Below are 15,507 nucleotides of genomic sequence, written 5' to 3'. Positions count from 1 at the left end.
CGCTTCGCATGTTGAAACTATCCGTATTCATGTCGCCGACGGGCGCCCATGTCGGCGGCTGGCGTCATCCAGACGCCTTGGTGGACGCCGGCTTCAATCCCGATCACTGGCCGAAGCTCGCTGCTCTGCTGGAGCGCGGCAAGTTCGACATGATGTTTCTTGCCGACGGCAATGGCGTTAACGGTGTCGACACGCCGGGATTGCTGGAGACGAACCCGACGACGCGGCCGGTGGTGATCGAGCCGATCTGCCTGCTCTCCGCGCTGGCCATGTCCACCTCGCGCCTCGGCCTCGTCGCCACCGCGACGACCACCTACGACCAGCCGTTCAGCGTTGCACGTCGTTTCGCGGCGCTGGACACGCTCAGCAGGGGCCGTGCCGGCTGGAATGTGGTGACGACATCCAACGCGCTGGATTCGAAGAATTTCAGCCAGGACGAACATGCCGAGCATGGCGACCGCTACGCGCGCGCCGGCGAGTTCGTGGACGTCGTGAAGGGGCTGTGGGACAGCTGGGCCGACGATGCCTTCCTGTTCGACAAGGCCGGCGGCCGCTTCCTCGATGCCACCAAGGTCCGGACGCTCGACCATGAGGGTGACAGCTTCCGCATACGCGGGCCGCTGAACGCCGCCCGCCCGCCCCAGGGGCATCCGGTGATCGTGGTCGCCGGCGGCTCGGAGCCGGCAATGGAACTGGCCGCGCGGACGGCGGACGTGCTTTTCACGGTCAGCGAGACCAAGGAGAGCGCGCAGGCCTTTTACGCCAATGTGAAGGCGCGCATGGCGAAGCATGGCCGTCATCCGGACGAGCTGAAGATCTTTCCCGGTGCCAGCATCTTCGTCGGCGAGACCAGCGCGGCGGCGGATGCGGCTTATCAGGAACTGCAGGAACTCATCCCCGATACCGTCGGCTTGCAGGTTCTGTCCAAGATCGTCGGTCTGGATCTCACCGGCCTCGATCCCGAGAGCGCGCTGCCGGAACTGCCCGAGACGAAGGGCATCACGAGCTTTCGAAACATGATCGGCGACGTGGCGAGGCGCGACGGCCTCAACCTGCGCCAGCTCTACCGCTGGGTGCTGCCGGCGCGCGGTCATGTTCTGATGAAGGGCAGTGCGGCCGAAGTCGCCGACACGATGGCGGAATGGTATGCCGACAAGGCGTGCGACGGCTTCAATCTGGTCGCCGCCTACCTGCCGGGCGGGCTGGAGGCGATCGTCGATCACCTCGTTCCGGAACTGCAGCGCCGCGGCCTGTTCCGCACCGAATATGAAGGGACGACGCTGCGCGACTCGCTGGGCCTGCTGCGGCCGGCGAACCGCTTCTTCGGGCAAGAGGCCGGGATTGTCGCCTGACCGTGCCATGATGCGCGCGGCCGTGCTGCACGGCCCCGGCGCGCCCGACGCCTTTTGCCTCGAAGACGTGCCCGTGCCGCCGGTCGGCGCCGACGACGTGCGCGTGGCCGTCCAGGCGTGCGGCGTCTCCTATCGCGACGTCGTGGAGCGGAACGGCACCTACAAGCGGGACGTGAGCTTTCCGCTGATTATCGGGCTGGAGATTGCCGGGCGGGTCGAAGCGACAGGCAGCGACGTGCTGGACCTGAAGGTCGGCGACCATGTCGCCTCGAAGGCGTTCTCAAGCTGTGGCCGCTGCCGCCTGTGCCGCAGCGGTCGCGAAACGACCTGCTTCAAGCGCCGGCCCGTGCGGGGCGGCTACGCGCAATATGTCTCGCTGCCGCAGGATGCCTGGGTGCGGGCGCCTGCCGATCTGCCGTTCGAACTGATCTGCTCGCTCGGCCCCGGCGCGGGTGTCGCGCTCAATGCCGTGCGCGACACGGCCAGGGTGCAGATCGGCGAGTGGGTGCTCGTCACCGGCGCCAGCGGCGGCGTGGGCGCGCCTTCGGTGCAGATCGCCACCGCGATGGGCGGCCGCGTGATCGCCATCAGCCGCAGCGCGGCCAAGGTCGACTTCCTGAAGTCGCTGGGGGCGGAGCATGTGATCGTGGCGCGAGAGGGCGAGAATTTCGCGAGGCAGGTCAAGGCGCTGAACGGCGGCTGGGGCGCAGATGTGGTCATCGATACGGTCGGCAGCCGGACTTGGGCGGCAAGCTTCGATGCGCTGGCCGTCCATGGCCGCTACGCCGTCGTCGGGCAGCTGTTCGGCGAGGAGATCAGCATCAACCCGGCGCGGATCTTCTTCAAGCGCGCGCAGATATCAGGGGTCGGTTCCGTCAGCCGGGTGCAGTTGGAGGACGCGATCGATCTGGTCGCGCGCGGCATCGTCACGCCGCAGGTCGCGCGGGTGATGCCGCTCAGTGAAATCGCCGAGGCCCATCGCCTGGTGGAAGAAGGAGCGGTCGCGGGCCGCATAGTGGTGAAACCATGATCCAGGCAGCAGAACAGGTTCCGGCGGAGCTGGAAGGCGTCGAGGGCAACGAACGCCTGAAGGCGATCTACGCGCGCATAGTCGAGAAGATGAAGGAGGTCGTCCGCGAGTTCGAGATCGATCAGGACGAGTTGCACATCGCCGGCGACTATCTGAACCGTCTCGGCCAGTCCGGCTTCTGCCGCAGCCTCGTCGATGTCTCCCTCGCCATGACGAGCGTCGACGTGACGGCGCGGGTCGAAGGCGCGACCAGGCCGAACCTGGAGGGGCCGTTTCACAAGATGGACGCGCCGGTGCGCGACGACGGCTGCCTGTTCGACGTGCCGTCGCCATCCGGCGCACCGGTGCTGGTGCTGTCTGGGCAGGTGCGCGACGTTGCCACCGGGCTGCCCATCCCCGGTGCGACCGTCGATCTGTGGCAGGCGGACCATGAGGGCCATTATGACCGGGCCGAGCATCACCTGTCCGGCCGGGTGATCGCCGATGCGTACGGTCGCTATACCGCGACGACCGCCGTGCCGAAGGATTATTCGGATCACGACACCGATCCCATCGGCGAGCTGTTCCGCGCCATGGGCCGCCACAACCGCCGTGCCGGCCATGTCCATGCGAAGATCTGGATCGACGGTCGCTGCGTGCTGACCACGCAGCTCTTCGTTCCCGGCAATCCCTATCTGTCCAGCGACTATGTCGAGGGCGCGGTGAGCCCGGACCTGATCCTGGACATGCGGACGACCGCCGAGCCCGAACGCTTCGCGGCGATCTTCGACTTCGTCGTGCAGCGGCCGAACGCCTGACATGAGCCTGCAGGCGCTCCTCGCCGAACCGGGCTGCGTCGCGGCGCCGGGCGTGCACGACGTGATCAGCGCGAAGATTGCCGCGCGGGCAGGGCACCGGGCGCTCTATCTCGGCGGCAACGCGATGGCGCTCGGCCTCGGCAAGGGCCAGCCGTTCCTCACGCTGACCGAAACCGTGGAAATCGCCGCGCGCGTCGTCCGGGCGACGGACGTGCCGGTGATCGTCGATGCGGGCGCGGGCTTCGGCCTGCCGTCGCATCTCGACCTGTCGGTGCGGGACATTGCCGCCGTAGGTGCCGCGGCGCTGCATATAGACGATCAGCCATATCCCAAGAGCCCCGACTATCATCGCGGCCGGGGTGAACTGGTCACGCCGGACGCGATGGCCGCGCGCATCCGCACCGCCGTCGCCGGGCGCGGAGCGGCGGACATGCTCATCCTCGCGCGGACCGACGCCCTGCGGGTGACCGGCTCGCTAAACGACGCGATCGAGCGCGCTCGCGCCTGTGTCGAGGCCGGCGCCGACGGCATCATCGTCCTCGATCTCGGCCCCGATCAGGCGCCCGCCGTGGCGCGGGCGCTGCCGGGCGTGCCGCTCGTCTGGATCGGCGGCGTGACGCCCCCGGTGCCGAGCGTAGCGGATCTCGGGGCCGCGGGCTTCGCGCTCGGCCTCTATCCCTTCAACGGCATCGCGGCGCTTGGCGTGGCGCTCGGCGATCTGTGGACCGGCCTCGCCGAGACCGGGGGCATCGATCAGTCGGCCGACCTGCTCGCGCGGGCGCGGCGGGACACGCTTGGCCTGGCCGACATGGCGCACGCCTGGGCCATCGAGGACGGGCAGAACTGATGGACCGACCAGTGGGCAACCGCCTCGCCACCGTGCTGGACGAGAAGGCCGCCGCCGCCCCGTCCGCGCCGGCGATCTTCTATCGCGGCGACCGGATCGATTATGCCGAGTTGCAGGGCCGCAGCATCGAGGCGGCCAGGGCCTTCCTCGCCGCCGGCGTGGTGCGCGGCGACCGCGTCGGCGTCCTTCTTGGCAACCAGCCCGAATTCGTCATCCTCGCGCTCGCCGCTTCCTATGTCGGCGCGACGCTGGTGCCGATGAACACCTGGTACAAGGCAGGCGAACTCGGCTGGACGATGCGACATGCCGGAGTGAAGCTGCTCATCGCGGTGCCGGCCTTCCTCAAGGCCGATTACCGCGCGATGCTGGGCGGGCTGACGGACCTGCCCAAGCTCCGGACCGTCCTCTTCCTGGACTCGCCGGAGTGGGCGGCCTTCCTGGCGGCCGGACGCCGCCTGGACGGTGCGACCTTCGCCGCCGCCACCGCCGCCGTGCGCGGCGATGACGATGCCTTCATCCTCTACACCTCGGGCAGCACCGCCGATCCGAAAGGCGTCCGCCTCAACGGCGCCGGCGTGGTGCGCAACGGCTTCGAGCTTGGCCTGCGTCGCGGCATCGTGGCCGAGGATCGCGTGTGGATCGGCACGCCGCTGTTCTACGGCCTCGGTGCCGCCAACGCGCTGCCCGCCGCCATCACCCGCGGCGCCGCGATCGTCCTCCAGGATCATTTCGAGGCCGGTGCCGCGATCGACGTTATCCACCGTACCGCCGCGACCGTCTACTACGGCACCGGCAACATGACGCGCGCGATGCTGGATCACCCCGATTATGCGCAGGTGAAGATCGGTTCGCTTCAGAAGGGCAACGCCGGCACGGTGGCCGAGTATAAGCGCATGACCCTCGTGGAGATGGGCATCAAGGGCGCAGTGCCCGCCTACGGCCTCACCGAGAGCTACGGCAACGCCACGGTCGGCTGGCCGGACGATCCGCTGGAGGCGAAGATCGCGACCAGCGGCTTCGTCCTGCCGACGATGGAGATGCGGATCGTCGATCCCGTAAGCGGTGCGGACCTTCCCACCGGCGAGGTCGGGCTGGTCCTGCTTCGCGGCTGCGTGACGCCCGGCTATCTCGACAATCCGATCGAGACCGCGAAAGCGTTCAAGGCGGATGGCTGGTTCGACACCGGCGATCTCGGCCGGCTTGACGGCGACGGCCGCTTCACGTTCCACGCGCGGCTGAAGGAAGTCATCAAGTCGGGCGGCATCAACGTATCGCCCGTCGAGGTGGAACAGCTGATCGCCGGCCATCCCGAGGTGCGCGACGCCTATGTCGTCGGCGTCGGCGATCCGGTGCGGGGCGAGCTCGTCGTGGCCTTCGTCGATGCCGCCGCGCCGTTGAAGGAGGCCGAGGTGCGCGCCTATGTCAAGGAGCGCGCGGCCGCGTTCAAGGTGCCCCACCACGTCTTCTTCCGCGACGAGGCGGGACTGCCCCGGCTCGCGTCCGGCAAGGTCGCCAAGCACCGTCTGGCCGAGGAGGCCCGCGCGGAACTCGGCCTGTGAGCGTCGCCGGCCGCGCCCTTGCGGGACGGACCGCAATCGTGGGGGTGGGGGCGAGCCGGTTCGAGCGGCGGCCGGACGTCTCGGTGTTCGAACTGGCCGGCGCCGCCCTAAACGGCGCTCTGGCGGACGCGGGGCTGGAGAAGGAGGCGATCGACGGCCTGATCGTTCAGGTGGGCTCCCCGCGCGGCGCCGATTATGACGGCCTGGCCCAGACTTTCGGGCTGACGCCGCACTTTTGCAGCCAGACCTGGTCGCACGGCCGCTTCGCCGCCACCGTCCTCATCCAGGCGGCCATGGCGGTCGTCTGCGGCCTGGCCACCCGCGTGGCCTGCATCATGGCGATGAAGAACAGCGACATCGGCCGCATGGGCGAAGCGAACAACCCCTTCTTCCACGAACAGTTTCGCGAGAATGGCGGTCCGCATGGGGAAGAGGGGTGGATCGGCATGGCCTCGCCCTTCGCCGGCGCGGCTCTGGCGTTCGATCTCTACTGCCGCCGCTACGGACAGGATCGCGAAAAGCTGGCCGCCATTCCGATGACCTTCCGCGCACACGCCCGGATGACCGACGACGCGGTCATGACCAAGCCGATGACGGAGGCCGACTATCAGTCCGCGCCGCACGTCGTCGCACCGCTGCGCCTGCTCGATTGCTCCCCGGTCGGCGACGGCGCGGTGTGCGCGATCGTGACGGCGGCGGGGCAGGGCCGTCGCGACGTCGTCATCACCGGCGCGCAGGGCATGAGGGCCGGTCGCGACACCTTCATCTTCGCGCCGGTCGGTCTGGGCGTGGCCCAGCAGGGCACCACCCGCCTCTCCGCGACCGAAGCGAGACGCCAGCGCGTCTACCAGATGGCGGGCGCAGGTCCGGACGATGTGGGTCTGCTCGGCCTCTACGACAGCTTCTCACCGCTGCCGCTCTACGCGCTCGAGGATTTCGGCTTCTGCGGCGAGGGACAGGCGCTGGATTTCGTTCAGGGTGGCCGCATCTGCCATGACGGTGCGCTGCCGGTAAACACCGCCGGCGGCCAGCTTTCCCAGGCGCAGCTGAACGGCTGGGGCCAGATACGCGAGCTCGTCACTCAGCTGCGCGGTGAGGCGGGCCGTCGCCAGATCGCCTCGCCACGCCGCGCCATGTGGGCCAGCGTGGGCGGCGATGCGCTGATGCTGGAGCGCAACTGATGGCCGATGCTCTCGGCCCGATCGTCAACAGCCTGTCCGAGCCCTTCTACGCGGCCGGCGCGGATGATCGTCTCGTGTTGCCGCATTGCGTGACCACCGATCGCCCATTCTGGCCGCCAAGCCCGTCCAGCCCCTTCGTCACCGCCGGTCCCGTCGAGTGGCGCCAGGTTGATCCGACCGGTGAGGTTCGCGCCATCGTCACCTTCGCGCGCGTCTTCCAGCAGGCGCTGGCCGATCGCATGCCGTTCGCCATTGCGCTCGTGGAGCTGGCCGGCGGCGTCCGCCTGCATGCGCATGCCGCCGATCCTCAAAGCCTTGCGGCCGGCGATCGCGCCCGCCTGACCTTCGTGCGGCTCGCGCCGGATCTGCCGCCGGTGCTTCACGCGGAGCGCGCCTGATGACCGAATTACGGGACTGGATCGGCCGCAGCGAGACGCGGGTCGACCGGCTGGACGCCGGCCGGTGCAATGCCCTGCTGACCGCCCTCGGCGCGACCGGCGGGCTGGTCGACGGCGATCCGCTGCCGCTGCTCGGCCACTGGCTGCACTTCTGGGATGCGCGCACCCCGGCGGAGACCGGCGAGGATGGCCATCCGCACAAGGGCGGCTTCCTTCCGCCCGTGCCTCTGCCACGTCGCATGTGGGCTGGGGGCCGCCTGACCTTCGCGTCTCCTCTCCGGCTCGGCGCGATCGTGGAGCGTCGCTCGACGATCGCGACGATTGTCGAGAAATCCGGCCGCAGCGGGACCCTCGTGTTCGTCACCGTCCTGCATGAACTGTCCGGCGGCGACGGGCCGGCCATCCGCGAGGAGCAGGATCTGGTCTATCGCGATCAGGCGCCGGCCGCGCCGGCCATGCTTCAGCCGCACGCTTTAGAGGGCGAGAGCGATATCCTGCCCGACGAGGTGCTGCTGTTCCGCTACTCGGCGTTGACCTTCAACAGCCACCGCATCCACTATGACCGTGCCTACGCGCGCGGCGTGGAAGCCTATCCCGACCTTGTCGTCCAGGGGCCGCTCCAAGCGACTATCCTCGCGCACGAAGCGCGGAAGCAGCTCGGCGATATAGGCGCCTTCGCCTTCCGTGGCGTCGCGCCCGCTTTCGTCGGACGGCCGCTGCGGATCGCGGTTTCGCCTGCGAACGGGGGCATCGACCTTACCGTCACGCAGGATGCGCGGCCGACGATGCAGGCGACTGCCCGGCCGCTGTGATCGGAAGGGCGAATTCCGCGCACATCGAACGACATTAACCGCGCCGCTGCGGTGGCCCGCGATAGGGCGGCTGCAACTCGGGCTATCGGAGGCACAACGTGGCGCAGATCGAACTGACGGAGCTGCAGAAGGTGAGCGGGGGGTTCGATCCGCGCTCCGGCAACTGGGTCCATCGCGGGCTCGATCTGTCGAAGCCGACCGAGTTGACGCCGGCGGAGGCGGAGGCGTTCATCGGGCATTACGGCACCCAGTTCGGCACCAAGATGGGCGGCCTGGACTGGTGGATCGACCAGAACCCGGAGGTGCTGAAACGCTACCGGCTCTACTGCTCCCTCACCTTGCGGGTCGAACCGGCCGTCATGGGCGGCGGCACCTTGGCCTTCTACATGCTGATGGGGTATGTGAAGGGCACGCGCTACGTGATGCACTCGTTTCTGAACGACGGGCTGAGCAAGGCGCAGGCGCTGGAAATGATCGCCATCGCCTTCGTCCATGCCGGGCCGCGTGGCATGGAAACGATCGCCGAGGCCATGCAGGATCTCGATTTTCCGGAGACGCCGGCTACCCCGGCACGCTTCCCCGCCGGCTGGGCGCCCGATCTGGACGCCTTCCGATCCGGCCTGGATTTCTCCACGGTAGACCTTACTCCGGATGAGAAGTCGAAGCTGTACGACTGGTATTTGCGCACGATCGGCGAAATCCCGCCTTACGTCCGCTTCATGGCGCAGCATCGCCCAAGCCTGATCAAGACCCACCGGGCGCGGTTCGAGAATATGCTCTACCATCTGCCCAAGCAGTGCTGGCCGACCGCCATGCTCTATTATCATGTGATGAGCCGCGTGGCGGAGGGTATTCGCGAGAACGTCCTGCTGTGCAAGGCATGGGGCGTTTCGAAGTCCGACACGCTGGACGTGATCGGCAACGCCCTCGTCTACGGCCAGATGGAGGGCGCCACGATGGTGCAGAACGAAGCCGGCGACATCTTCGACGGGTGGGCCGAGTGATGCAGTCCCTCGCCGATCACCAGAATGACGAACTGAAGGAGATACGCCGGACGGTGAAGGCGCTCTGCGCGGCTTTCCCCGGCGAATATTGGCGCGAGCTGGACCGCAGGCGGGAATATCCGACCGCGTTCGTCGCCGCGTTGACCGAGGCCGGTTTCCTCGCCGCCCTGATCCCCGAAGCCTATGGCGGCTCGGCGCTGAGCCTTGAGGCGGCGGCGGTGATCATGGAGGAGATCCAGGCCAATGGCTGCAATGGATCCGCCTGCCACGCGCAGATGTACGTCATGAACACCGTGCTGCGCCACGGCAGCGAAGCGCAGAAATCCGCCTATCTTCCGGAGATCGCGAGCGGCAAGCTGCGCCTGCAGGCGTTCGGCGTGACCGAGCCGACGTCGGGCACCGACACGCTGGGGCTTCGCACGACCGCCACGCGCGACGGCGACCATTATGTGATTAACGGCCAGAAGATCTGGACCTCGCGCGCCGAGCATAGCGACCTCATGCTGCTGCTCGCCCGCACGACGCCGAGGGATCGGGTCGCCAAGAAATCCGAGGGCTTGTCCGTCTTCCTCGTCGACATGCGCGCGGCGATCGGCAACGGCATGACCATCAAGCCGATCCAGACGATGATGAACCACTCGACCACCGAGGTGTTCTTCGACAATCTCCGCATTCCGGCCGATACGCTGATCGGTGAGGAGGGGAAGGGCTTCCGCTACATCCTCTCGGGCATGAACGCGGAGCGCATCCTGATCGCCGCCGAATGTATCGGCGATGCCAAATGGTTCATCGAGAAGGCATCGGGCTACGCCAAGGAGCGGGTCCTCTTCGGCAAGCAGATCGGCGCCAATCAGGGCGTGCAGTTCCCGATCGCCAAGGCCTATGCCGAGATGCGCGCAGCCGAGCTGATGGTCTATCATGCCGCCGAACGCTACGATCATGGCGGCAACATCGGCGCCGAGGCGAACATGGCGAAACATCTGGCCTCCGAGGCGAGCTGGGCCGCGGCCGACATGTGCGTCCAGACGTTCGGCGGCTTCGGTTTCGCCGAGGAATATGATGTCGAGCGCAAGTTCCGCGAGACTCGGCTCTACCGCGTGGCGCCGATTTCGACGAACATGATCCTCTCCTATCTCGGCGAGCATGTGCTCGGCCTTCCGCGATCCTATTGAACGCGGTCGGGTCGGCTCGTCGTGGGATCGTGCGGGCCAAATCGCCATGCCGAAAAGCACGGCCCGCACGCGACCGGGGCTACGCGAGAACCGCAAGGCTCGGTTAGTCAGTGCGGAACGGCGAGCGTACCGCAGGAGAGGAACATGACCATCCAGAACCCGGCCATTGCCGAATGGCGCATGCTGATCGACGGGGAACTGGTGCCATCCTCGTCCGGCGCGGTCTTCGACAATATCAATCCAGCCACGGACGAGGTGATCGGCGTCACCGCGGACGGGACGCCGGAGGACTTCGATCGAGCGATCGCCGCCGCCCGCCGCGCGTTCGACCAGACGGACTGGCCGCGCGATCACGCCTTGCGCGCCAGATGCATCCGCCAGCTGAAGGACGCCCTGGTTCGCCATGCCGAGATCATCCGGCCCCTGCTGGTCGCCGAAGTGGGCACGCCGATCTGGCTGACCCGCGACACCCTGTTCGACGTGCCTGTCGAGAAGCTCGAGCATTACGCGCACCTGGCCGAGACCTATCGCTTCGACGACGAACTGGAGGACGTCGATTTCCGCGGCTTCGTCAGCCGGCGTCGCATCCGCTACGAGCCGGTCGGCGTGGTCGCCGGCATCATCCCGTGGAACGGCCCGTGGGGCTCCGGCCTGGGCAAGATCGGGCCGGCGCTCGCCTCTGGCAGCACGATCATCCTCAAGCCGTCGCCCGACGCGCCCTGGATGGGCACGATCGTCGGCAAGCTGATCAAGGAGGAGACGGACATCCCGGCGGGCGTGGTGAACATCGTCACCGCCAGCGACAATTTCGCCGGCGTCGTCCTCACCACCGATCCGCGCGTCGACATGATCGCCTTCACCGGCTCGGCGCCGAACGGGCGGAAGGTGGCGGAGGCGGCGTCGGGCACCCTGAAGCGGATGCTGCTGGAACTCGGCGGCAAATCCGCCTTCATCGTCCTGCGCAGCGCCGATGTCGCGGAGCAGGCCGCGCTGGCGGCCAAGACGATCTGCGCCAATGCCGGTCAGGGCTGCGTCGCCCGCAGCCGTCTGCTGCTGCCGCGCGAGAGCTATGAAGCGGGTATCGCCGCCGCCAAGGCGCAGATGGATGCGATCAGCGTGGGCGATCCGCAGGATCCGCAGAACTTCATGGGGCCGCTCAACTCCCGGCATCACCGCGCTCGGGTGCTGAACTATATTGAGCGGGCGCTGGCGGACGGCAACCGTCTGGTTCGCGGCGGCAAGGTGCCGGAGAGCAAGCCGACCGGCAGCTTCATCGAGCCGACCCTGTTCGCCGACGTGAAGCCCGACGATACGATCGCGCAGGAGGAGATCTTCGGACCAGTCCTCGCCGTGATCCCCTATGACACCGAGGAGGAGGCGCTCCAGATCGCCAACAATTCGATCTACGGTCTCTCCGCCCAGGTCGCCGCGGGCACCAACGAGGAAGCGTACGAGTTCGCGAAGAAGCTGCGAACCGGCACCGTCAGCATCAACAACGGGACGTGGATGCACATGGACGTGCCGTTCGGCGGCTTCAAGCAGAGCGGCATCGGCCGCCAATATGGCCGCCAGGGGTTCGAGGCCTATCTGGAGATCAAGGTGCTCGGCATCCCGAGCGGCGCCGAGTCCAGGACGCTGAAGTGGGGCGAGATCGAGCGGAAGGCCGATACCGAGAGCGTATCCGCGTGATGGGCGAGACGCTCGAGGCCCGGCTCGCGCGGCTTGAGGACAAGGCGGCGATCGGTGACGTGCTGACGGCGATCGCCCGGGGCACCGATCGGTTCGATCCGGACCTGCTGGCCAGCGCGATCTGGCCGGACGCCGCACTGGACATGGGTGGGGCGGAGCCGATGCAGGGCGCGGCCTTCTGCGCCGCGCTCCGACCACCGGCGACGGCCCGGCCCGGACGCATGCACCTGCTCACGAACACGCGCATCGAGGTGACAGGCGACAGCGGCCGAGCCGAATCCTATATCCTGTCGTTTCAGGACGTGATGGTCGATGGCGTGCGCACCACCCGCGTGCGCGGCGGCCGTTACCTCGACAGGTTCGAGAAGCGCGATGGTCGCTGGGGCCTCATCCGCCGTACCCTGATAGACGAGTGGGGGCGTCTGGACGCGGTCGGCGAGATCGTGCCGCCCGGTCGTCATCTCGGCGCGCCCGCGCCCCTGGATCTCAGCTACACATCCTAGCGCGGCTCCGTCGGATCGATCCGCGTCTCCGCCTCCAGCCGAGCGGGAAGGCCGATCGGTTCGGTGGAGAGACGCCGTTCGATGAAACGGCTGATCGTCTGGCCGGGCTCATGCAGTTCGGCCAGACGGTCACGGGCGGCCTGGTCGGCCTGCGTGGGGCGCACCTGCCGGCGAAGATGATCCAGCCAGGTGGCGCTGTGGAAGCGTTCCACCCAACGCGTCGGATCGGTGAGATCCTGCTGCAACGCCCACCGCAGCGCGCCGTCGCGGCGCCGGATACGGCCGACCGCCTCCATCGCCTCGACAAAGGCGCGGAACCGTTCCGGCCTGACGCGGTACTCGATCATCATCACGATCGGTCCGTCGTCAGGGCGCACGGAGCCTTCGAGGTCGTCGATCGGATGCTCGCGCGTGGGGGTCAGGTCGGCGTCGGCGTCGGCGCTGATCGGCAGGAACGGCGCCAGGATCAAAGTCACCAGCATCAGCACGCCGGACGCGACGAAGGCGAAACCGATGCCGATCCGGGCGGCGACGATGCCCCAGATCAGGCTGCCGAACGCCATGCCGGCGAAGATCACGACCTGGTTGAGCGCGACGGCGCGCCCGACGACCCAGCGCGGCGCCAGGATCTGGACCGCCGCGCTCAGCGAGGAGAGGAAGACGACCCACGCACAGCCCGCGGCGACCATCGCGGCGGTGGCGACGATGAGGCTATGGGTCAGCCCCGCCACGATCGCGGCGCAGCCGAACAGGGCGGTGCAGGCCCGTGCGAGCTGTTCGCGGCTGAGCGGCAGGCGCGAACGGAAGAGGGCGCCCAGCATCGCCCCGCCCCCGAAGCCGGCGAGCAGCAGCCCGTAGCCGGCGGCACCCGTTCCCAGTCGCTCGCGCGCCAGCACGGCCATCAGCGCCCACACCCCGCTTCCGCACAGGCCGAAGACTCCCGCGCGGATCACCACCGCGATCAGCTCCGGCGTCAGCAGCGCGTAGCGCAGGCCCGACAGGATCGCCTGCTGCATCCGCTCCGGCGGCAGCGGCCGTTCCGCCGTGGTGCGGCGCCAGCCGATCAAGGTCGCGATCATCGGCAGATAGGAAACGGCGTTGATGGCGAAGGCCGTCGCCGCGCCGCCCGCGGCCACGATCAGGCCGCCCACCGCCGGCCCCACACAGCGCGACAGGTTGAACCCCACGCTGTTCATGCTGACCGCCTCGTCGATCATCGATCGCGGCACGATCTCCGAAACCGAGGATTGCCAGGACGGACCATTCAGCGCGGTCATCGCGCCGATGACGAAGGTCACGACGAGCAGGGCCACCGGCGTCGCCGCCCCGAGCAGGGCCACGGCCGCCAGCGCCGCCGATGCGATCAGCATCACCGTCTGTGCGAACAGCAGAATGCGGCGCCGGTCGTACGTGTCGGCAAGGGCGCCGGCCGGCAGGGAGACGATCATGACGGGCAGGGTTGCGAACGTCTGCACCAGCGCGACCATCTGCGGGTCGCCGGTGAGCGAGGCCATCATCCAGGCCGCGCCGACCGCCTGGATCATGGCCCCGAAGGTCGACAGGATCGTGGACACCCAGAAGCGGCGGAAAATGGGTATGGCGAGGACGCTGGCGGTCAATGGTCTGCGGTCGTGATCATGGGATGAGGCACCCTATGCATCGGGGATCGTCCGGGCATGTCGAATCCTCCCGGTTTTCCGCCTATCGCCTACGCGAAGAAAAGGGGCTGCGGCGAGCGGCTGCTGGCGGCGGCGCCCGGGATGGTCTGCCATCGGCGCCGCGGATGAGGCAGCGTCCGGTACGATGGTTGAGGACCTGAACATGCGAAACGAAGAGGGTCGGCAACCGGCTACCGATGGCTATGGCTATTATGTGCTCGCGGTTCTGACGGCGATCTACACGTTCAGCTCCATCGACCGGACCCTGCTGTCTGTCCTGGCCGAGCCGATCAAGAACGAGTTCCACCTGTCTGACGGGGAGTTGGGGGCGCTGACCGGCCTCGCCTTCGCCGTGGCCTACGCGCTCGCCGGCATCCCGCTCGGGCTGATGCTCGACCGCATGTCCCGCGTACGCGTGCTCGGCGGGCTGCTGGCGATCTGGAGCGGGATGACCTTGCTGACCGGCTTCGCGAATTCGGCCTTCCACATGCTTCTGGCGCGCATCGGTGTCGCCGCCAGCGAATCCGGCGCGTCGCCGGCGTCCATGGGGATCATCACCGACTATTTTCCGAAGGAGCGGCGTGGCCTGGCGCTATCGGTCTTCTATGCGTCCGCCCCGATCGCGGTAGGCATCACCTTCGCCGCCGGCAGCGCCGTCGCCGCCGCGTTCGGCTGGCGCGCGGCCTTCATGCTGGCCGCGTTGCCCGGGCTAATCCTCGCCCCGATACTGATCCTGACGGTGCGCGAGCCGCTTCGTGGCCGGTTCGACGGGCAGGCTGGGCCGCGCCGGCCGCCGGCCTCGCTCGACGCCGCGATCAAGGCCCTGCTTGCGCATCCGGCCCTGCTGTGGCTGATCCTCGGCGCAGTCTGTGTCGTTGTCGCTCAGGCCGGGCTGTCCGCGTTCATGTCGCCTTTTCTGATCCGTGTGCATGATCTGTCGCTCGATCAGGCAGGGTCGGCGGTGGGGCTGGCGAACGGACCGTCGGGGGTCATCGGCATCCTGGTCGGCGGCGTCCTGGCCGATCGCCTCTCGCGCATCTCGACCCATGCCGCGCCGCAGGTGGTAGGCAGCCTCATGCTCGTCACCGCCATGTGCGCTCTCGGCGCGCTCATGGTCTCGGACTGGCACGTCGCGGTGGCTCTGGTCGCCGCTTACACCTTCTTCCTCCACACCTATTACGGCACGACCTTCGCGACGTACATGTCGGTCGCGCCGGTCGCGATGCGCGGCGCGCTGGCGGCGCTGCTCGCGGTGCTGATGAACTTGGGCGGCTACGGCTTCGGGCCGCCTTTGACGGGCATCGCCAGCGACATGTTCGCCGCGCTCGGCCACGCACAGCCATTGCGCAGCGGCATGATCTTCGTAAGCCTGTTCTTCGTGCTCGGCAGCTTCGGCTTCTACGCCGCCGCCCGATCGATCCGGCGCATGCCGATCGAGGACTTGGGCGTTCCGCCAAGCGAGGCGGACGAGATGGCCGGTCCGGCCGAGCTGCAATCGAGCTGAG

General features: G+C 68.1%; 14 protein-coding genes. 13 read left to right on the top strand and 1 reads right to left on the bottom strand.

Translation table 11 applies throughout. The features are described from left to right. Window positions 1-29 precede the first annotated feature (29 nt). From GNT64_RS09285 to GNT64_RS09230, 12 genes are all read left to right on the top strand, one after another. Window positions 30-1,352 carry an LLM class flavin-dependent oxidoreductase gene (locus GNT64_RS09285; protein WP_197277334.1) on the top strand — a complete coding sequence of 441 codons (1,323 nt, stop codon included), beginning with the start codon at window positions 30-32 and terminating at the stop codon, window positions 1,350-1,352. A gap of 7 nt (window positions 1,353-1,359) precedes the next feature. Then, entirely contained in the window at window positions 1,360-2,382 is a 1,023-nt protein-coding gene (locus tag GNT64_RS09280; RefSeq protein WP_231639408.1) for a quinone oxidoreductase family protein, read from the top strand. After that, window positions 2,379-3,179: a dioxygenase family protein gene (locus GNT64_RS09275; RefSeq protein WP_156679276.1), complete on the top strand. Its 801-nt coding sequence runs from the start codon at window positions 2,379-2,381 to the stop codon at window positions 3,177-3,179. Before GNT64_RS09280 ends, GNT64_RS09275 begins: the two co-directional genes overlap by 4 nt. Before the next feature lies 1 nt (window position 3,180). After that, on the top strand, window positions 3,181-4,026 hold the full coding sequence (locus GNT64_RS09270) for an isocitrate lyase/PEP mutase family protein (protein ID WP_156679275.1): 846 nt from the start codon (window positions 3,181-3,183) through the stop codon (window positions 4,024-4,026). After that, window positions 4,026-5,585 carry a class I adenylate-forming enzyme family protein gene (locus GNT64_RS09265; RefSeq protein WP_156679274.1) on the top strand — a complete coding sequence of 520 codons (1,560 nt, stop codon included), beginning with the start codon at window positions 4,026-4,028 and terminating at the stop codon, window positions 5,583-5,585. The genes GNT64_RS09270 and GNT64_RS09265 overlap by 1 nt, the downstream gene beginning before the upstream one ends. Before the next feature lie 38 nt (window positions 5,586-5,623). After that, window positions 5,624-6,766, top strand: coding sequence for a thiolase family protein (locus GNT64_RS09260; RefSeq protein WP_156679273.1), 1,143 nt, complete (start codon window positions 5,624-5,626; stop codon window positions 6,764-6,766). Next, a complete protein-coding gene (locus tag GNT64_RS09255) occupies window positions 6,766-7,164 on the top strand; it encodes a Zn-ribbon domain-containing OB-fold protein (RefSeq protein ID WP_156679272.1) in 399 nt (132 codons plus the stop codon). Before GNT64_RS09260 ends, GNT64_RS09255 begins: the two co-directional genes overlap by 1 nt. Further along, on the top strand, window positions 7,164-7,976 hold the full coding sequence (locus GNT64_RS09250) for an HTD2 family dehydratase (protein WP_156679271.1): 813 nt from the start codon (window positions 7,164-7,166) through the stop codon (window positions 7,974-7,976). Before GNT64_RS09255 ends, GNT64_RS09250 begins: the two co-directional genes overlap by 1 nt. A gap of 98 nt (window positions 7,977-8,074) precedes the next feature. Beyond that, on the top strand, window positions 8,075-8,980 hold the full coding sequence (locus GNT64_RS09245) for a hypothetical protein (RefSeq protein WP_156679270.1): 906 nt from the start codon (window positions 8,075-8,077) through the stop codon (window positions 8,978-8,980). Next, entirely contained in the window at window positions 8,980-10,152 is a 1,173-nt protein-coding gene (locus GNT64_RS09240; protein WP_156681521.1) for an acyl-CoA dehydrogenase family protein, read from the top strand. The genes GNT64_RS09245 and GNT64_RS09240 overlap by 1 nt, the downstream gene beginning before the upstream one ends. 144 nt (window positions 10,153-10,296) lie before the next feature. Beyond that, complete coding sequence (locus GNT64_RS09235) at window positions 10,297-11,841, top strand: aldehyde dehydrogenase family protein (protein WP_156679269.1); 1,545 nt, start codon at window positions 10,297-10,299, stop codon at window positions 11,839-11,841. Then, entirely contained in the window at window positions 11,841-12,344 is a 504-nt protein-coding gene (locus GNT64_RS09230; RefSeq protein WP_156679268.1) for a nuclear transport factor 2 family protein, read from the top strand. Before GNT64_RS09235 ends, GNT64_RS09230 begins: the two co-directional genes overlap by 1 nt. On the opposite strand, the gene GNT64_RS09225 is transcribed toward GNT64_RS09230, so the two are convergent. Then, a complete protein-coding gene (locus tag GNT64_RS09225; RefSeq protein ID WP_156679267.1) occupies window positions 12,341-13,963 on the bottom strand; it encodes an MFS transporter in 1,623 nt (540 codons plus the stop codon). The two genes, GNT64_RS09230 and GNT64_RS09225, sit on opposite strands and share 4 nt — an antisense overlap. Window positions 13,964-14,216: 253 nt before the next feature. On the opposite strand from GNT64_RS09225, the gene GNT64_RS09220 reads away from it, so the two are divergent. Then, on the top strand, window positions 14,217-15,506 hold the full coding sequence (locus tag GNT64_RS09220) for a spinster family MFS transporter (RefSeq protein WP_197277331.1): 1,290 nt from the start codon (window positions 14,217-14,219) through the stop codon (window positions 15,504-15,506). The last annotated feature ends 1 nt before the right edge of the window (window position 15,507 follow it).

It is taken from the genome of Sphingomonas profundi (genome assembly GCF_009739515.1).
Classification (GTDB): Bacteria; Pseudomonadota; Alphaproteobacteria; order Sphingomonadales; family Sphingomonadaceae; genus Alterirhizorhabdus; species Alterirhizorhabdus profundi.
The sequence above is the reverse complement of the archived record's forward strand: the minus strand, read 5'-3'. Positions and strand labels throughout refer to the sequence as shown.